The 16,290-nt window shown below is 75.5% G+C and carries 15 protein-coding genes, 2 tRNA genes and 1 pseudogene; 8 read left to right on the top strand and 10 right to left on the bottom strand.

Annotated elements, in window-relative coordinates; translation table 11 throughout:
- Positions 1 to 51: 51 nt before the first annotated feature.
- From J4709_RS05675 to J4709_RS05665, 3 genes are read right to left on the bottom strand one after another with little or no spacing between them, the layout of a single operon-like run.
- Positions 52 to 999, bottom strand: coding sequence for a VWA domain-containing protein (locus J4709_RS05675; protein WP_208237657.1), 948 nt, complete (start codon positions 997 to 999; stop codon positions 52 to 54).
- A complete protein-coding gene (locus J4709_RS05670) occupies positions 996 to 2,024 on the bottom strand; it encodes a DUF58 domain-containing protein (RefSeq protein WP_208237656.1) in 1,029 nt (342 codons plus the stop codon). The genes J4709_RS05675 and J4709_RS05670 overlap by 4 nt, the downstream gene beginning before the upstream one ends.
- Entirely contained in the window at positions 2,021 to 3,037 is a 1,017-nt protein-coding gene (locus tag J4709_RS05665) for an AAA family ATPase (protein ID WP_208237655.1), read from the bottom strand. Before J4709_RS05665 ends, J4709_RS05670 begins: the two co-directional genes overlap by 4 nt.
- Before the next feature lie 184 nt (positions 3,038 to 3,221).
- Here J4709_RS05665 and J4709_RS05660 point away from each other — a divergent pair, with 184 nt between their 5' ends.
- Complete coding sequence (locus tag J4709_RS05660) at positions 3,222 to 3,953, top strand: hypothetical protein (protein ID WP_208237654.1); 732 nt, start codon at positions 3,222 to 3,224, stop codon at positions 3,951 to 3,953.
- Between the two features lie 52 nt (positions 3,954 to 4,005).
- Positions 4,006 to 5,645, top strand: a pseudogene (locus J4709_RS05655) (DUF885 domain-containing protein).
- Between the two features lie 25 nt (positions 5,646 to 5,670).
- Here the strand turns inward: J4709_RS05655 and J4709_RS05650 are convergent.
- Positions 5,671 to 5,937: a hypothetical protein gene (locus tag J4709_RS05650; RefSeq protein ID WP_208237652.1), complete on the bottom strand. Its 267-nt coding sequence runs from the start codon at positions 5,935 to 5,937 to the stop codon at positions 5,671 to 5,673.
- A 141-nt stretch (positions 5,938 to 6,078) separates the two neighbouring features.
- The gene (locus tag J4709_RS05645; RefSeq protein ID WP_208237651.1) at positions 6,079 to 7,068 is read right to left on the bottom strand and encodes an alpha/beta hydrolase; all 990 of its coding nucleotides are present in this window, start codon (positions 7,066 to 7,068) and stop codon (positions 6,079 to 6,081) included.
- 420 nt (positions 7,069 to 7,488) lie between these two features.
- On the opposite strand from J4709_RS05645, the gene erm reads away from it, so the two are divergent.
- Positions 7,489 to 8,361 (top strand): ErmE/ErmH/ErmO/ErmR family 23S rRNA (adenine(2058)-N(6))-methyltransferase, encoded by an 873-nt coding sequence (erm, locus tag J4709_RS05640; RefSeq protein ID WP_208237650.1) that lies wholly within the window; start codon positions 7,489 to 7,491, stop codon positions 8,359 to 8,361.
- A 15-nt stretch (positions 8,362 to 8,376) separates the two neighbouring features.
- On the opposite strand, the gene J4709_RS05635 is transcribed toward erm, so the two are convergent.
- Positions 8,377 to 9,579: an FAD-dependent monooxygenase gene (locus J4709_RS05635; RefSeq protein WP_208237649.1), complete on the bottom strand. Its 1,203-nt coding sequence runs from the start codon at positions 9,577 to 9,579 to the stop codon at positions 8,377 to 8,379.
- 74 nt (positions 9,580 to 9,653) lie between these two features.
- On the opposite strand from J4709_RS05635, the gene J4709_RS05630 reads away from it, so the two are divergent.
- On the top strand, positions 9,654 to 10,313 hold the full coding sequence (locus tag J4709_RS05630) for a TetR/AcrR family transcriptional regulator (RefSeq protein ID WP_208237648.1): 660 nt from the start codon (positions 9,654 to 9,656) through the stop codon (positions 10,311 to 10,313).
- Here the strand turns inward: J4709_RS05630 and J4709_RS05625 are convergent.
- The gene (locus J4709_RS05625; protein WP_208237647.1) at positions 10,301 to 11,758 is read right to left on the bottom strand and encodes a benzaldehyde dehydrogenase; all 1,458 of its coding nucleotides are present in this window, start codon (positions 11,756 to 11,758) and stop codon (positions 10,301 to 10,303) included. The genes J4709_RS05630 and J4709_RS05625 overlap by 13 nt on opposite strands.
- Positions 11,759 to 12,155: 397 nt before the next feature.
- Between J4709_RS05625 and J4709_RS05620 the strand changes: the two genes are divergently transcribed.
- The 3 genes from J4709_RS05620 (at position 12,156) to J4709_RS05610 (ending at position 12,955) form a co-directional block, all read left to right on the top strand.
- Positions 12,156 to 12,230 (top strand) — tRNA-Cys (locus J4709_RS05620).
- A 37-nt stretch (positions 12,231 to 12,267) separates the two neighbouring features.
- Positions 12,268 to 12,340: transfer RNA gene (locus tag J4709_RS05615), tRNA-Arg, on the top strand.
- A 54-nt stretch (positions 12,341 to 12,394) separates the two neighbouring features.
- Positions 12,395 to 12,955, top strand: a complete 561-nt coding sequence (locus tag J4709_RS05610) for a hypothetical protein (RefSeq protein ID WP_208237646.1) — start codon at positions 12,395 to 12,397, stop codon at positions 12,953 to 12,955.
- 53 nt (positions 12,956 to 13,008) lie between these two features.
- Here the strand turns inward: J4709_RS05610 and J4709_RS05605 are convergent, their stop codons facing one another.
- Together J4709_RS05605 and J4709_RS05600 are read right to left on the bottom strand one after the other, a co-directional pair.
- Positions 13,009 to 13,785: a class I SAM-dependent methyltransferase gene (locus J4709_RS05605; RefSeq protein WP_208237645.1), complete on the bottom strand. Its 777-nt coding sequence runs from the start codon at positions 13,783 to 13,785 to the stop codon at positions 13,009 to 13,011.
- A gap of 62 nt (positions 13,786 to 13,847) precedes the next feature.
- The gene (locus J4709_RS05600; RefSeq protein WP_208237644.1) at positions 13,848 to 14,186 is read right to left on the bottom strand and encodes an ArsR/SmtB family transcription factor; all 339 of its coding nucleotides are present in this window, start codon (positions 14,184 to 14,186) and stop codon (positions 13,848 to 13,850) included.
- A gap of 143 nt (positions 14,187 to 14,329) precedes the next feature.
- On the opposite strand from J4709_RS05600, the gene J4709_RS05595 reads away from it, so the two are divergent.
- Positions 14,330 to 15,328 carry a zinc-dependent alcohol dehydrogenase family protein gene (locus J4709_RS05595; protein WP_208237643.1) on the top strand — a complete coding sequence of 333 codons (999 nt, stop codon included), beginning with the start codon at positions 14,330 to 14,332 and terminating at the stop codon, positions 15,326 to 15,328.
- An 82-nt stretch (positions 15,329 to 15,410) separates the two neighbouring features.
- On the opposite strand, the gene J4709_RS05590 is transcribed toward J4709_RS05595, so the two are convergent.
- Positions 15,411 to 16,109 carry an iron-containing redox enzyme family protein gene (locus tag J4709_RS05590; RefSeq protein WP_208237641.1) on the bottom strand — a complete coding sequence of 233 codons (699 nt, stop codon included), beginning with the start codon at positions 16,107 to 16,109 and terminating at the stop codon, positions 15,411 to 15,413.
- Positions 16,110 to 16,290: the final 181 nt, after the last annotated feature.

Below are 16,290 nucleotides of genomic sequence, written 5' to 3'. Positions count from 1 at the left end.
ATCAGCGTTCGGGACGTCCCCGCGCCGCCACGGTCCCGGCGGCGGGCGGGGTCAGGGCAGGCGGGAGAACCAGGCGAGGGAGAACCCGCCGGCGGCCAGCGCGAACAGCAGCGCGATGCCGGTGTAGCGGGCGGCGACGTCGCGGTGCTCGATCTTGAAGCCGAGGGAGCTGCCGATGTTGGTGTACACCTCGCGCAGCTGGCCGGCGTCGGCGGCCTCGTAGGCCTTGCCCTGGGTGCTGGTGGCGAGGGTCTTCAGCGCCTCCTTGTTGACCGAGACGCTGGTGGTCTCCCCTTCGATGTCGACGGTGCCGTACGGCGTGCCGAACGCGATGGTGGACACCGGGACGTGCGCGGCGCGGCTGGCGTCGACGGCCTCCTGCACGGACCGTCCGGTGGTGTTGTCCCCGTCGGACAGCAGCACGATGTGGGCGGGCGGCGGATCGTGCGCGGCCTGGGTGTCGAAGGTGCGGATGGCCTGCAGGGAGGTGAAGACGGCCTCGCCGATCGCGGTGCGCTTGGCGAGGCTGAGCTGGTCGAGGGAGGCGATCGCGGTGTCGCGGTCGGCGGACGGCGCGGCGATCAGGTTGGCGTTCCCGGCGAAGGAGACGACGCCGACGTTGAAGCGGGACGGCAGCTCGCGGATGAACTTCTTGGCGGCGGCCTTGGCGGCCTCCATCCGGTTCGGCGCGACGTCCTGGGCCATCATCGACAGGGACACGTCGACCGCGACCATGATGGTGGCGCGGTCGCGGGGCACCTTGACGGAGCTGGCGGGGCGGGCGAACCCGATCATCATCAGGATGATCATGGCGAGGAACAGCACCGCGGCGACGTGCCGGCGCCAGCCGGGCCGCTTGGGGGCGACCTGGGACAGCAGGGCGAGGTTGGTGAAGCGGACGGCGTAGTTGCGGCGCCGCATCTGCAGCACGATGTACAGGCCGGCGAGGATCGGCGCGAGGGCCAGCAGCCAGAGGCGGTCGGGCGACAGGAAGGTCATGGGCGCACTCCCGCGGTGCTGACGGCCCGCCCGGCGGCGCGGCGCTGGCGGACGGCGAAGCGGGCGACGTCGGTGATCCAGTCGCGGTCGGTGCGCAGCACGAGGTGGTGGACGCCGCAGCGGCGCAGGGCGGCGCGGGTGTGCGCGCGTTGGGCGGCGGCGGCCTCGGCGTAGCGTTGGCGGGTGCGGCGGCTGAGGACGATCTCGTGGACGGCGCCGGTCTCGGGGTCGGTCATCTCGACGAGGCCGATGTCGGGGAGGTCGAGTTCGCGGGGGTCGATGACCTCGACGGCGAGGACCTGGTGGCGGGCGGCGAGGCGGCGCAGCGGGCTCTCCCAGGCGGGTTGCTCGTCCGGGTCGGTGACGGGGTCGGCGCCGGCGGGCGGGAGGAAGTCGGAGATGACGACGCGCAGGCCGCGGCGGGTCTGGCCGCGGGCGAGGGAGGTGATGGCGGCGGCGAGGTCGCCGTGCGGCGCGCCGGCGGTGGCGGTGGTGCCGGACATGCGGGCGGGCGGGCCGGTGCCGGGGTCGGTGCGGGCGTCCAGGACGGCCTGCAGGAGGGCGTAGAGGGCGGCCTTGCCGGTGCGGGCGGGCCAGCGGCGCAGGCCGCCGGGGTGCTGGAGGTAGGCGCCGACGCGGTCGCCGAGGCGGACGGTGAGGAAGCCGACGGCGGCGAGGGCGGCGACGGCGAGTTCGCGTTTGACCATGCCGGCGGTGCCGAAGTCCATGCTGGGGGTGAGGTCGACCAGGGCCCAGGCTTCGAGTTCGTGGTCGGCGACGAGGTCGCGGACGTGGGGGGTGGTGGTGCGGGCGGTGACGGCCCAGTCCATGTGCCGGACGTCGTCCTCGCCGGGCTGGTAGAGGCGGGCTTCGGCGAGTTCGGTGCCGGGGCCGGGGAGCAGGCCGAGGTGCTCGCCGTTGAGCAGGCCGTCGAGGCGGCGGGTGACCTGGAGTTCCAGGCGGCGCAGGGTGCGTTCGGGTGCGAGCTGGGCGAGTTTGTCGTCGTCGCGGCGCGGGGCGGTCATGCGGTGGTCACCGCCGCGGCGCCGTGGTTCCACACGACGCGGGGCGGGGGGACGGCGGCGAGGATCTGGTCGATGACCTCGGCGGGGTCGGTGCCGTCGGCGAGGGCGTCGAAGGACAGGACGAGGCGGTGGGAGATGACGTCGCGGGCGACGGCCTGGACGTCGTCGGGCAGGACGTAGTCGCGGCCGGACAGCAGGGCGAGGGCGCGGGCGGTGGAGACCAGGCCGAGGGTGGCGCGGGGGCTGGCGCCGATCTCGATGACGGGGCGCAGGTCGGGCAGGCGGTACTGCTCGGGTTCGCGGGTGGCCATGACGAGGCGGACGATGTAGTCGGCGACGAGTTCGTGGACGGAGACCTCTTCGGCGGCGCGCTGGAGTTCGGCGAGGCGGTCGGCGTCCAGGACGGGGGTGGCCTCGGGCGGGTCGATGCTCATCCGCTGGAGGATGTGGAGTTCCTCGTGGGCGGAGGGGTGGTGGACGTCGATCTTCATCAGGAAGCGGTCGCGCTGGGCTTCGGGGAGGGGGTAGACGCCTTCGGACTCGATGGGGTTCTGGGTGGCGAGGACGATGAAGGGGCGGGGGAGGGGATAGGTGTTGCCGCCGAGGGAGACCTGGCGTTCGGCCATGACCTCCAGGAGGGCGGACTGGACCTTGGCGGGGGCGCGGTTGATCTCGTCGGCGAGGACGAAGTTGACGAAGACGGGGCCGAGTTCGACGTCGAACTGCTCGGTGGAGGGGTGGTAGATGCGGGTGCCGACGATGTCGGAGGGGACGAGGTCGGGGGTGAACTGGAGGCGGGCGAAGGTGCCGCCGACGACTTTGGCGAGGGTGCCGACGGCGAGGGTCTTGGCGACGCCGGGGACGCCTTCGATGAGGCAGTGGCCGCGGGCGAGGAGGGCGACGACCATGCGCTCGACCATGTGGTCCTGGCCGACGATGACCTTCTTGACCTCGGCGAGGGTGGTCTGCAGCAGCGCGGCGGCCTCGTCGACGTCGTTGGCGGCGATGGTCATGTGGGTGTCCCTCACTGTGCGACGGGTGTGAGCGGGCGCGTTCCGACCCTACGCGATCACCTTTACCCGTTCGTGCGCGATCCGTGCGTGCGGGGTGGATGCCGGTGCGGGTGGGGGTGCCGGTGGGGGGCGGGGGCGGTCGTGGTGGGGTCGCGGGCCGGGGGCGGTTGTTAGGGTTGCGGCCATGTCGAGGCCGTTGCCCCCGGGCGATCCCGCGCTGCTGGGGCCGTACCGTTTGTCGGCGCGTTTGTCGGAGTCCGCTGCCGGGATCGTGTTCCTGGGGGTGGACGGTGAGGGGCGGCGCGCGAGTGTGGCGGTGCTGAACCGGGGTGCGGCGGAGGACGCCGCGGCGCGGGACCGGTTCCGGGCGGCGATCGTGGCGGCGGTGCCGGGTCCTGATGGTGTGGCGCGTGGTGGTGGGGCGCCGGTGGTGGCGGCGCAGCCGGATGGTCCGGCGCCGTGGGTGGCGACTTCGTACGAGGCGGACGTGCCGGGTGCGGAGCGGTTCTTGGAGCCGGTGCTGCTGGGTGGTGGGCGGCGTTGGGGGTTGCGGCGCGGTCCGCAGTTCCAGCCGCATTGGCTGGGGTCGTCGGAGGCGGCGCTGGCGCGTCCGGGGCCGAGGCCGGTGGGCGGTGGGCCGGTGCAGGGTCCGGAGCGTCCGCCGGAGCGGAGTCTGGTGGCGGCGGTGCTGGCGTTGGCGGGGGCGTTGGTGGTGTTGGTGTTGTTGATGGCGGTGCTGTTCGCGTGTCAGCCGCGGCCGAAGGATCCGCCGGCGGAGCCTCCTGAGCCGACTCCGTCGGTGCAGGCGCCGTCGGTGGCGCCGTCGACGCCGGCGCGTCCGTCGCCGCCGCCGTCGTCGGGGTCGCCGTCGCCTTCGCCGACGGGGTCGGGGGGCGGTGATGGGGGTCCGCTGTGATCGGGGCCTTTGCTTGATCGCTTTGTGGGGCGGGTGGTCCTAGCCTGGGGCGATGACTGCTTCTGGGACCGCTGTGGACGCGCTGGCCGACCGGTATGTGGATGCTTTCGCGGCGTTGGATCCGTGCCGGGCGGCGTTGATGGGGATCGCGGGGCAGGAGTCGCGGCTGACCGATTTCGGGCCGGAGGGGCGGGCGGCGCGTGCGGAGTTGACGCGGGTGACGCTGGCGGAGCTGGACCGGATCGCTCCTGCGGGGGGCGGCGGGGTGGCGGCGGCGGTGCTGCGGGAGCGTCTGGAGTGCGAGCGGGCGCTGGACGAGGCGGGTGTGCGGGCGTGGGAGCTGGACACCATCGACGGTCCGGTGCAGCGGTTGCGGACGGCGGTGGATCTGCTGGATCGGGGGGCGGCGACCGACTGGGACGCGGTGGCGGCGCGGGTGGGCGGGCTGGCGGGGGCGTTGGCGGGGCTGCGGGTGTCGCTGGAGGAGTCGCTGCGCGGCGGCAGGTGCTGCGGAATGTGCGGGAGTGCCGGGAGATGCCGGGGTTCTTGGCGGGGTTCGCGGGGCGGTACGGGGACGGGCCGTTGCGGGGGCGGTTGGAGTCGGCGGTGGCGGCGGCGTCGCGGGCGCTGGAGGACTTCGCGGGGTTCCTGGCCGGTGAGGTGGTGCCGCGGGCGCCGGAGCGGGATGCGCTGGGCGCGGACCGGTATCGGCTGGGGGTGCGGAACTTCCTCGGGACGGAGCTGGATCTGGAGGAGGTGTACGCGTGGGGGTGGCGGGAGCTGGCGCGGATCGAGGCGGAGATGGGTGAGGCGGCCGCGGCGATCCGTCCGGGGGAGCCGGTGGCGGCGGTGCGGGCGGTGCTGGACGCCGATCCGGCGTACCGGGTGCGGGGTGCGGAGGCGTTCCGGGTGTGGATCCAGGAGCTGGCGGACGGGGCGATCGCGGATCTGGACGGGACGCATTTCGACATTCCGGAGCCGTTGCGGCGGGTGGAGTGCCGGATCCCGGCGGTGGAGTCGGGGGTGTACTACCTGGCGCCGGCGGAGGATCTGTCGCGTCCGGGGACGGTGTGGTGGACGGTGGCGGATCCGGACCAGGAGATCGTGACGTGGACGGTGCCGGCGACGATGTTCCACGAGGGGGTGCCGGGGCATCATCTGCAGCTGGGTGTGACGACGCTGAACACCGGGGTGCTGAACCGGTTCCAGCGGTTGTCGGGTGAGCTGTTCCCGGGGCATGCGGAGGGGTGGGGGCTGTACGCGGAGCGGTTGATGGACGAGCTGGGGTATTACGGGGATCCGGCGTACCGGCTGGGGATGCTGGCGGGTGGTCAGCAGTTCCGGGCGGCGCGGGTGATCCTGGACATCGGGATGCATCTGGAGCTGGAGATCCCGGCGGGGTCGGGGTTCCATGAGGGGGAGCGGTGGACGCCGGAGCTGGGTTTCCGGTTCCTGCGGGCGCATACGGGGCCGGAGACCGATGCGTCGATCGCGTATGAGATCGACCGGTATCTGGGGTGTCCGGGGCAGGCGATCGCGTACAAGGTGGGGGAGCGGGTGTGGCTGGAGGGGCGTGCGGAGGCGCGGCGCCGTGCGGGCGGGGCGTTCGATTTGAAGGAGTTCCATCGGCGGGCGCTGGATCTGGGGCCGATGGGGCTGGATCTGCTGCGGCGGGAGTTGGCGCGCCTTTGACGGGTGCGGTGTGCGGGTGGTGGGGTCAGACGGGGGCGGCGGGGTCGACGCCGGTCTCGCGGAGCCAGCGGCGCGGCGTGTCGCAGGCCGGGGTGCCGGGGGCGGGTTGCTCGCCGGGCAGGTCGGTGGAGGAGCCGACGTGGGTGGCGCTCTCGTCGCCGGGGTCGAGGATCTGCTTGCTGTAGTGGGGCGGCCATTGCAGCAGCATCCGGCGGCCGCAGGTCGGGCAGGCCCATTCCTCGGTCCCGGACGCTTCGGCCCGGACCATGCGCATCTGGTGCGTCGCCCTCAAGACGGGTCCTCCTCAACCGTTGGCGAGGTTCGGCGAAAATCCCGCTCCGTATGGTGATTGCCCACGTCAAGGCGGTTAAACGGGCGGGGCAAGCGACGTCGACGGCCGTCCCGGCGGCGCGGCGGGGACGGTCAAGGCCGGTCAAGCGGGGGGCGGCGGCGGTTCCGCGGGTGCGGGCGGGGCGGTGAGGGCGGCGCGGACGGCGGCGCCGATGCGGGCGACGGTGTCGGCGGGGCGGCGCGCGAACGAGCCCCAGCCGAGGAAGCCGTGGTCCAGGCCGGTGCCGGGGATGAGGGTGACGGGTACGCCGGCGGCGCGCAGGCGGGCGGCGTGCTGTTCGGCCTGCGGGCGGAGCCGGTCGTGTTCGGCGGGCGCGATGATCGCGGGCGGCAGGCCGCGGGGGTCGGGGTCCAGCAGCGGGGACGCGTCGGGGCGGGCGGGGTCGGCGCCGTCGAGGTAGAGGCGCAGGGCGCGGCGGACGTCGGAGGGCGGCCAGGGCAGGCCGTCGGGGTCGGGTGGTGCGGGCGGGACGTCGCGCAGGTCCAGCGCCGGGTACACCAGCAGTTGCAGGGCGGGGCGGGCGGGTCCGGGGGCGCGCAGCAGGCTCGCGGCGGCGGCGGCGAGCTGCCCGCCGGCGCTGTCGCCGGCGACGCCGGTGCGGGCGGGGTCCACGCCGAGGCGGGCGGCGTGGGCGGTGGTCCAGCGGACGGCGGCGACGGAGTCGTCGACCGCGGCGGGGAAGGGGTCCTCGGGCGGGCGGCGGTAGCCGACCGACAGCCAGGCGACCCCGCTGGCGGCGGCGAGGGCCCGTACGACGGGGTCGTAGGAGTCGACGTCGCCGAGGACCCAGCCGCCGCCATGGAAGTACACCATCGCGGGCGCGGGCCGGTCGCCGCCGGGATGGTAGAGGCGGGCGGGCAGGGGCCCGGCGGGGCCGTCGACGGTGAGGTCGCGGACGAGGGGGACGGGCGGGCGTGGGGAGCGTGCGAGGTCGGCGGCGTGCTCGCGGCGCGCCGCTTCGATCGCGCGGGCGCGGGCGTCGCCGCGATCCGCGGCGCCGGGCCCGGTCGGGGGCGCGGGTTCGGTGAGGCGGCGGCGCAGGAACGCCAGGTAGTCGGGATCGCGGCCCATGGCTCCCCCTGGCGGCGTGGCGGACGGGGTCGGGCCGCCCAGCCTACGAGGGCGCCGCCGCGCCGGGCCTGGCCGGGGCCGGGGAAAACCTGTTGGGGGCGGGGCGGGTGGTCTCCTACGATCGCCGGCATGGCCTGTTTCATCAAGAGCGCGGTCCTGGGGACCGGCCACGCCGCCTATGTCCGGCTGCGTGTGGCCCGTCCCGTCCTGGACCGGCCTGGGGCGCGTGCCCGCGCCTGATCTTCTCTGCGGGGCCGTGTAGGCGTCCCGCCTTTTTTCTCGTGCTGGTGCGGCGGTCTGTGAGGCCGTGCGCCGTCGCCGGTGTCCCCTGCGGTCCAGGGCTTTCGAGCGTCCATTGACCATCTCGGACGGGCCCGGCCGCGCTTTGCCGCCTTTCGTCGGCAGGTCACGCTCGCGGTGATGCCGCCGCGTGCTGCGTGGTGCCTTCGGTGCCCGTCCGGCCGGCCCGCCTGGGGCCGCAAGCCGAGGACGGCGACCCTGAACCAGCACCACCACGGCGGCTCGCGCGCGCATGCGCGGCGCGCGCTGTCGCAGAACTTCCTGTCCGATTCCGCGGCGATCGCCCGGTACGCCCGTGCCGTGGTGCCCGCGTCCGGCGCGCTGGTCGTGGAGGCCGGCGCGGGCGACGGCCGCATCACCGCCGCGTTGGCGGCCCGCGCCGGGCGGGTGATCGCCTACGAGATCGATCCGCGGCTCGCGGCGCGGCTGCGGGCGCGGTGCGCGGCGCTGGAGAACGTGCGGTGCGTGAGCGGGGACTTCCTGGCGGCGCGTCCGCCGGCGGGCCCGTTCCACCTGGCGGGCAACATCCCGTTCGCCGCGACGTCGCGGATCGTCGGGTGGGCGCTGGCGGCGCCCGGCCTGGCGTCGGCGACGCTGATCACGCAGCTGGAGTACGCGCGCAAGCGGACCGGCGGGTACGGGCGCTGGTCGCGGCTGACGGTGCGGACCTGGCCGGAGTTCGGCTGGGAGATGGGCGGGCGGGTGCCGCGGGGGCTGTTCCGGCCGGTGCCGCGGGTGGACGGCGCGGTGCTGCGGCTGGTGCGGCGGCCGCGGCCGCTGCTGCCGGCGGCGTCGATGGGCGAGTACCTGCGATGCGTGGACCTGGGGTTCACCGGGCGGGGCGGGTCGCTGCGGGCGTCGCTGCGGGAGCGGTATCCGCGGCGGCGGGTGGACGCGGCGCTGGCCGCCGCGGGGATCGCGCCCGGTGCGCTGGTCGCCGACGCCCACCCCGACCGGTGGGTGGTGCTGGTGCGCGCGCTGACCGGCGGGTGATGCGGGGCCCGGGGGTCAGGCGGGTTCGGTGGGCGGCCGCCACCGGAAGATCATGTCGCCCTGCCGGACGAGCGCGGTCGGCCCGAGCAGCCCGGCGAGGCGGACGGCGGTGTCGCGGGCGGCGACCGGCACGGCGCCCGTCAGGGCGGTGAGGCGGGCGAGGTGGTGGGAGCGCCGCATCACCTGGGTGGTGCGGCGCCGCCGCGCCGCGGTGTAGTCGGCCAGTGCCCGCGGCAGGTCACCGGTGCCGGTGCCGGTGCCGGTGCCGGTGCGGGTCGCGGCGGTGGCGTGGTGGGCGAGGACGACGGCGTCCTCGATGGCCTGGCAGGCGCCCTGGCCGAGGTTGGGGGTCATGGGGTGCGCGGCGTCGCCGAGCAGCGCGGCGCGGCCGCGGTGGAAGGCGGGCAGCGGCCGGGGCATGTGGTAGACGTCGTTGCGCAGGACCGCGGCCGGTTCCACGGTCTCCAGCAGCGCGGGGACGGGGTCGTACCAGCCGCCGAACAGGCGGATCAGTTCGGCGCGCTCGTCGCCGCCGGGGGCGCTGGCGCCTTCGGGGGCGGGGGCGGTGGCGTACAGGTAGGCGCGGTCGCCGGCGAGGGGGTTGATGCCGAACACCAGGCCGCGGCCCCATGCCTCGGCGGGGGTGAGGCCGCCGGCGGGGGCGCGGGTGACGGCGCGCCAGGCGGTCAGGCCGGTGTAGCGGATGGGGGAGCGGCCGGGGAACAGGGCGGTGCGGGTGGGGGAGTGGATGCCGTCGGCGGCGACGACGAGGTCGGCGGTCTGCTCGCCGGCGGTGGTGGTGACCGTGGCGGGGGTGGTGGCGTCGCCGGGGGAGGCGAGGGCGGCGGTGGAGTCCAGGTGCAGGGCGCCGGCGGGGAGCCGGTCGGCGAGCAGGTCGACCAGGGCGGCGCGCAGCGTGACGACGAGCGGGTCGCCGTAGCGGTCGGCGGCGGTCTGGATGGAGGTGCGCGACAGCCAGCGTCCGTCGGCGCGGCGGACGCCGCCTTCGCCGTGGAAGGCGTGGAGGGCGCGGACGGGGTCGCCGGCGCCGATGGTGTCCAGGGCGCGCAGCGCGTTGGGGCCGATCGCCAGGCCGGATCCGACGGGTTCGAGGGTGGCGGCGCGTTCGTGCAGAGCCACCGTCCAGCCGTGGGCGTGCAGGGCCGCCGCGGCGGTGAGGCCGCCGATTCCGCCGCCGATCACGATCGCGTGCGCCATGGGGGAACACCCTTTCTCACTACATCCGTAGTTCCGATACTACGCCTGTAGTGAGCGGGCGGTAGGATCGGGGTATGACGTCCCCGCGCGCCGAGCTGGTCGCCGACACCGCCATCGCGCTGCTCGCCGCCGCCGGGATGCGCGGCCTCACCCACCGCGCCGTCGACCGGGCCGCGGGGCTGCCCGCCGGGTCCACCTCCAACCTGGCCCGCACCCGCGCCGCGCTGCTGGAGCTGGCGCTGCGGCGCCTCACCGAGCTGGACCGGCGCCGCTTCGCCGGGTTCGAGGCCCTGTCGGGCGCGGACCTGCGCGGGCCGCGCCGCGCCGCGCTCATCGACGCCGTCGCCGTGATGCTGGAGGTGCAGCTGCGCGAGCACCGCGCCTGGGTACTGGCCCGCTACGAGCTGGCGCTGGAGGCGACCCGCCGCCCCGCGCTGCGCGCCATATACGACGAGCTGGGACGCGGGTACCGCGCCGGCGCGTCCGAGCTGATGCGGCAGGCGGGGTCGCCCGACCCCGGCCGGCACGGGCCGCGGCTGATCGCCTTCATCGAGGGCGTGCTGTTCGACGCGGTCGCCGGCGCCGGACCCGAACCCGGCGGCGGCGACCTGCGCGCCGCCGTCACCGAGTACCTCGACGGCGTCCTGCCCGGCGCCGCCGCGCCCGCGCAGGGCGCGCCCGCGCAGGGCGCGCCCGCGCAGGGCGGGGCGCCGGCGGGGCGTCAGAACGGGTAGGGGGCGATCTCCCCGCGCACCGTCACCCACTGCGTCTCGGTGAACGCCTCGATGTTGGCGTCCGGGCCGCCGAACCGCGACCCGTTCCCCGACGCCGCCAGCCCCCCGAACGGCACCACCGGCTCGTCGTTGACGGTCTGGTCGTTGATGTGCACCAGCCCCGTCGGGACCGCGTCGGCGATCGCCATCGCCTGCCCCACGTCGCCGAGGATCCCCAGCGACAGCCCGTACTCGCTGTCACGCGCCAGCGCGACCGCCTCGTCCACCCCCGCGAACGGCACGACCGGCGCGACCGGCCCGAACACCTCGCGCGCGTAGGCGGGCATGTCGGGGGTGACCTCCGCCAGCACCGTCGGCCGGTAGAACAGTCCCTCGTGGGTGCCGCCCGCAGCCAGGCGCGCCCCGGCGTCGACGGTGTCGCGGACGAGGGCGTCGACGTGCGCGAGCTGCCCCGCGTCGATGATCGGGCCGAGCGCGACCGGCCCCGCCGCGGGGTCCCCGACCGGCAGCCCGTCGGCCTTTTCGGCCAGCGCGGCGACGTACTCCTCGTGCAGGCTCTCGTGCACCAGATGCCGGCCGGTGGTCATGCAGATCTGCCCCTGGTGCAGGAACGACCCCCACGCGCCCGCCGACACCGCCTTGCCGATGTCGGCGCCCGGCAGCACGATGAGCGCGTTGTTGCCGCCGAGCTCCAGGTGCGCGCGCTTGAGCAGCCGCCCGCACGTCTCCCCGATCCTGCGGCCCGCCGCCGTCGACCCGGTGAACGACACCACCCGCACCTGCGGCGCCGACACCACCGCCTCCCCGGCCTCCAGCCCGCCCGGCAGCAGATGCAGCAGCCCCTCGGGCAGCCCCGCCTCCTGGAACACCCGCGCGAGGCTGACGCCGCCGCACACCGCGGTGCGCGGATCGGGCTTGAGCAGCACCGCGTTGCCGAGCGCCAGCGCCGGCGCCACCGACCGCATCGACAGGATCAGCGGGAAGTTGAACGGCGCGATCACGCTGACCACCCCGGCGGGGCGGCGCCGCGCCAGGCTCCACCGCGGCTGCGCCGACGGCAGCACCAGCCCCTGCGGATGGGAGGCCAGCGCCGCCGCCTCGTAGCACAGGCCCGCCGCGAAGTGCGCCTCCAGCTCCGCCTTCGCCGGCACCGACCCCGCCTCCCGCACGATCCAGTCCTGGATCTCGGCGGCGTGCTCCTCGAACAGCCGGCCCGCGCGGCGCAGCACCGCCGCGCGCTCCTCGTAGGTGCGGGCCGCCCAGTCGCGCTGCGCGGCGGCGGCCGCCGCGGCCGACGCGGCGACGTCGCGCGCCGAGGCGTTCCCCAGCGTGCCGAGCTCCGCGCCGGTCGCCGGCTCGACGACCGGGAGCGTCCCGCCGTCCGCGGCCGCCCACCCGCCGGTGAAGATCTTCCCCGTCCACGTCCCGGGATCCAGCAACGCCATCGCCTGCTCCTCCTCGCACACGCGCCCGCGCCCGCGGGCGGCTCGGTCACCCCAGCCTCGCCGCGCCGCACCGCCGGCGGAACAGCGCGTTTCCGCTGAACGGAACCTCCCGCGGCGAACGCCGCCGAAACCGCGCTCACCACCGCCGGGCAAAACCCGTTGCGTCCCTCCGGCGGCGCCGCCCATACTCATCACATCGACCGGCCCCCGGGAAGGAGCAGACCATGACGCGCCGATGCCGCGAACGCACCTGCTCCCGGCCCGCCCGGCGGGCGGCCCCCTGACCCCAGGCGCGTCCCGCGCGTCACGGCCGCCCCTCCTTCCGACCGGAACGGTGGCCCTCTCCCCGGTCCAGGTCCCCTTGAAAGATCCCTGTGCCCGCTCCCTTGCGGGCCACGACGCCGTGGCCGAACGGTTCCCAGGCACCGGATTGCAGCTCCGGATCATGTGGGTTCGAATCCCACCGGCGTCTCCCGCCCCGCCCCCACGTCACCCGGGGGCGGGGCCCGCTCCCCGTAGCTCAGAGGACAGAGCACCGGTTTCCGGAACCGGGCGCCGCAGGTTCGACTCCTGCCGGGGAGGCCCCGCACCGCCGCCGCGGTGCGGCCGACCGGCCACCGGGAAGGCACCGCCCGCATGCGCAAGATCCCCACACTGTTCGTCCGCGACTGGGACGGCGACCCCCGCCACGTCACCCGCGTCACCGACCCGTCCTGCGCGTGGGTGGCGGCCGGCGAGGGCCGCGCCACCCGCAAGTACGACGGCACCTGCGTCCGCTTCGACGGCGCCCGCTGGCACGCCCGCCGCGAGGTGAAGGCCGGCCGGCCCGCGCCGCCCGGCTTCGTCCCCCTCAGCGAGGACCCCGCCACCGGCAAGACCATCGGATGGGAGCCCGCCGAGCAGTCGGCGTTCTGGAAGCACCTGCGCGCCGCCCTGGACGCCGCCGGCGGTGACGGCCGCGCACCCGGCACCTACGAGCTGATCGGCCCGAAGATCAACGGGAACCCGGAGGGCGCCGCCGAGCACACCCTCGTCCCGCACGGCGCCGACGACCTCGGCGAGGTCCCCCGCGACCACGACGGCCTGGCCGCCTGGCTGCACGCCCACCCCTACGAGGGCATCGTGTTCTGGCGCGACCCCGCCGACCCCGCCTGCGCCAAAGCCAAGATCAAACGCCGTGACTTCCCCACCCCCTGACCCCGCCGCGGCGCACGGCCAGGAGCGGCGGACGGCGAGGGGCGGCCCCCGGTTCACGCCGGGCGGGCCGCCACCGTCACCACATGCCCGCTCACCCCGATCAGCGACGGCACCGACTCCACCGCGCGCAGCGCCTCCAGCAGCGTCGCGCGATCCTCATCCAGCAGCTCGCCGAGGTTCCCGAACAGCCACGCCGTGCCCTCCAGCCCGTAGGAGCGGGCGCCGGGCAGCCCCGCGTCGGCGAACTCGCGCGGCGGCTCGTCCGCCTCGTGCAGGTAGGCGGTCGTGAACCCCATCCCGGGCGCGGGACGCAGCACACCGGTCGCGACCGAGGCGTCCACGACCGCCCGCTCGCCCTGGTAGCGGCGCGTGCGGAGCATGTCGTGCAGCGCCGCGTGCCGGCCGATCGTCGCCGCCGCCACCACACCGCCGGGCCGCACCACCCGCGCCGCCTCCCGCAGCGCCCGCACCCGGTCGGCGCGCTCCACCAGGTGGTACAGCGGCCAGAGCAGCAGCACCGCGTCCGCGGACGCGTCCGGCAGCCGCAGGTCACGGGCGTCGCCGAGCCGCGCGGTCACCCCGGGGATCCCCGCGGCCCGCTCCACGTGCAGCGGGACCGGGTCCACCAGCTCCACCTCATGGCCGTCGGCGGCCAGCCACTCGGCGTGCACCCCCGGGCCTCCGCCGACGTCCACGACCCGCGCCGGCGGCGCGGGCAGCACCCGGCGCAGCACGTCCTGCGTTCGCCACAGCTCCAGCCGGCCGTTGCCCTCGCGCAGCCGCCGGTCCTCCTCGCCGCGCTCGTAGTAGCGCAGAACCTCGCCGTCCATACCGCGACACTGCCCGCGCGCCCCCGGCCCCCGCAACCGAAAAACCGGCGGGCAGGGGGCTGTCAGGTGCGGGCGTGCTCGGCGGCCACGGCGTCCAGCAGCCCCGGGAACACCGCGTCGAACTCCTCGCGGCGCAGCGCGTTCATCCGCGACGTGCCGACGTAGTACTGGCGGATGAGCCCCGCCTCGCGCAGCACGTGGAAATGGTGGGTCGCGGTCGACCTGCTGACCGACAGATCGATCGCGCCGCAGCTCAGATCGGCGCCCGCCGCGTCCAGCGCGGCCACGATCCGCCGGCGGACCGGGTCCACCAGCGCCTCCAGCACCCGCTGCAGCCCCACCTCCCGCACGTCGGGATGCGGCGGGACCCGGTCCCGCCCGCCCTCGCGCACCACCGCCATGCCGCACCTCCCGCACCGCATCCTAGGACGACCATCAAAGTACGACAACCATCAAAGTTTGACAGTGATCGTACTTTCGGGTTGGGTGATCCCTCCCGGGCGGCGCGCCGCGCCGCCCGCCGGCACGGGAAGGGCGATGCGCGATGACCACCACGGTGCGGTTCCACGAACTCGGAGGACCCGAGGTGCTGCGGCTGGAGGACGCGCGGACCGGCGACCCCGGCCCCGGCGAGCTGCTGGTCCGCGTCGAGGTGATCGGGCTCAACCGCGCCGAGGCGCTGTTCCGCGCCGGCACCTACATCGAGCCGGTCAGGCGGTTCCCCGCCCGGCTCGGCGCCGAGGCCGCCGGGACCGTCGAGGCCGCCGGCCCCGGCGTCACCGCCTTCCGCGCAGGCGAGCCGGTCAGCGTCGTCCCAGCCTTCTCCATGAACGACTACGGCGTCTACGCCGACGAGGCGATCGTCCCCGCGGCCGCCGTCGTGCGGCGCCCCGAGGGCCTGGACGCCGTCGGCGGCGCTGCGGTGTGGATGCCGTACCTGACCGCCTACGGGGCGCTGGTGGAGACCGGCGGGCTGCGCGCCGGCGACACCGCCGTGCTGACCGCCGCGTCCAGCAGCGTCGGCCTCGCCGCGATCCGGGTCGCCGTCCGCGCCGGCGCCCGCCCGATCGCCGTCACCCGCACCCCCGCCAAGAAGGACGCGCTGCTCGCGGCCGGCGCCGCCGAGGTGATCGTCACCCGCGGGCACGACGTCGCCCCGCGCGTCCTGGACCTGACCGGCGGACACGGCGCGGAGCTGGTGTTCGACGCCGTCGCCGGGCCCGGCGTGCTCGACCTGGCCCGGGCCGTCGCACCAGGCGGCACCCTGCTGGAGTACGGGGCGCTCAGCGGCGAACCGACCCCCTACCCGGGGTTCGCGCTCGGCATGCCCGCGCTGAACATGCGGACCTACACCCTCCACGAGACGACCACCGACCCGGCGCGCCTGCGCCGCGCCGAGGCGTTCGTCGCCTCCGGCCTGCGCACCGGCGCGTTCACCCCCGCCGTCGACCGCCTGTTCGGCCTGCACGAGATCGTCGAGGCGCACCGCTACCTGGAGGCCGGCGCGCAGGTCGGCAAGATCGTCGTCACCACCGGCCGCTGACCGCCCCGGCACGCGACGACCCGCAGCGCGACGACCCGCGCGGCCCGGCGCCGGGCCGCGCGGGGGCGATTCAGGCGGAGGGTCAGGCCGGGGTGAGGGCGGGGGACAGGTGGGTGTACACCTCGTCCCAGAACGCGACGTGCTCGGCGATCTCCCGCCGCGCCGCGCCCAGCATCAGCGCCTCGTCGGCGAAGTAGCCGTTGAGCAGGATGTCCCACAGCGCCGCGAACTGCCCGGGCCCCTTGGTCTCGTGCAGGGTGAGGAACTCCAGCCCCGACGCCACCCCGTACCGGCCGGCGAGCGCGTCGATCACCACGCGGTTGCGGACGGGGCTGGCGATCTCCCGGCCCGCCAGCGCCGCGACCGCCTCCGCGCCGTCCCGCTCGGGCGCGAGGAACCGCGCCGGGAACGACGCGCAGTACGCGGCGGTCACCGGCAGCGGCGACACCGACGACGGCCGCTGCACGCCGAGCGCCCGCAGCATCCGCACCGCCAGCCCGTGGTGGTCCCCGCCGACCTCCTCCTCGATGTGCTCGGTCAGCCCGGACAGGACGCGGGAGGCGTCGAACTCGGTGCCGAACGCCGGGCTCTTCACCACGCACACGCCGAGCCACCGGTGGAATTGGTTCCGCCACAGGTAGTACTGCCCGAAAACGTCGCGGACCACTTCGATCGGCGCCTTTCCCGCCCGCAGGTCGGAAAAGAACGCGCTGTCGTCCAGCGTTCGGCGGGCGTGCGCGAGGAGGTCGGCCGATACGGCGGATCCAGCGAGCGAGGTCATGATTCTCCAATGATCTGCGGCCATTTCGTGCCCGACATCACCGCACGTCACAGCGGGCTCCGGCGGCATTTCGGCCCGGCGGCGCGCCCGAAGGGCCACCGCCCCGCGGACGCGCGATGCGACGCGCTAACAGCAGAACCTAACCGAAACACCGCACACACCCAATATCGCCTTCCCCGGT

This window comes from Actinomadura violacea (assembly GCF_017573465.1).
In the GTDB taxonomy this organism is placed as follows: Bacteria; Actinomycetota; Actinomycetes; order Streptosporangiales; family Streptosporangiaceae; genus Spirillospora; species Spirillospora violacea.
The sequence above is the reverse complement of the archived record's forward strand: the minus strand, read 5'-3'. Positions and strand labels throughout refer to the sequence as shown.

Excerpts from the sequence above, each read along its gene's own strand:
- J4709_RS05675 (WP_208237657.1), bottom strand. The coding sequence starts at position 999 with ATGACCTTCCTGTCGCCCGACCGCCTCTGGCTGCTGGCCCTCGCGCCG.
- J4709_RS05670 (WP_208237656.1), bottom strand. The coding sequence starts at position 2,024 with ATGACCGCCCCGCGCCGCGACGACGACAAACTCGCCCAGCTCGCACCC.
- J4709_RS05665 (WP_208237655.1), bottom strand. The coding sequence starts at position 3,037 with ATGACCATCGCCGCCAACGACGTCGACGAGGCCGCCGCGCTGCTGCAG.
- J4709_RS05660 (WP_208237654.1), top strand. The coding sequence starts at position 3,222 with ATGTCGAGGCCGTTGCCCCCGGGCGATCCCGCGCTGCTGGGGCCGTAC.
- J4709_RS05645 (WP_208237651.1), bottom strand. The coding sequence starts at position 7,068 with ATGGGCCGCGATCCCGACTACCTGGCGTTCCTGCGCCGCCGCCTCACC.
- erm (WP_208237650.1), top strand. The coding sequence starts at position 7,489 with ATGCCGCCGCGTGCTGCGTGGTGCCTTCGGTGCCCGTCCGGCCGGCCC.
- J4709_RS05635 (WP_208237649.1), bottom strand. The coding sequence starts at position 9,579 with ATGGCGCACGCGATCGTGATCGGCGGCGGAATCGGCGGCCTCACCGCC.
- J4709_RS05630 (WP_208237648.1), top strand. The coding sequence starts at position 9,654 with ATGACGTCCCCGCGCGCCGAGCTGGTCGCCGACACCGCCATCGCGCTG.
- J4709_RS05625 (WP_208237647.1), bottom strand. The coding sequence starts at position 11,758 with ATGGCGTTGCTGGATCCCGGGACGTGGACGGGGAAGATCTTCACCGGC.
- J4709_RS05610 (WP_208237646.1), top strand. The coding sequence starts at position 12,395 with ATGCGCAAGATCCCCACACTGTTCGTCCGCGACTGGGACGGCGACCCC.
- J4709_RS05605 (WP_208237645.1), bottom strand. The coding sequence starts at position 13,785 with ATGGACGGCGAGGTTCTGCGCTACTACGAGCGCGGCGAGGAGGACCGG.
- J4709_RS05600 (WP_208237644.1), bottom strand. The coding sequence starts at position 14,186 with ATGGCGGTGGTGCGCGAGGGCGGGCGGGACCGGGTCCCGCCGCATCCC.
- J4709_RS05595 (WP_208237643.1), top strand. The coding sequence starts at position 14,330 with ATGACCACCACGGTGCGGTTCCACGAACTCGGAGGACCCGAGGTGCTG.
- J4709_RS05590 (WP_208237641.1), bottom strand. The coding sequence starts at position 16,109 with ATGACCTCGCTCGCTGGATCCGCCGTATCGGCCGACCTCCTCGCGCAC.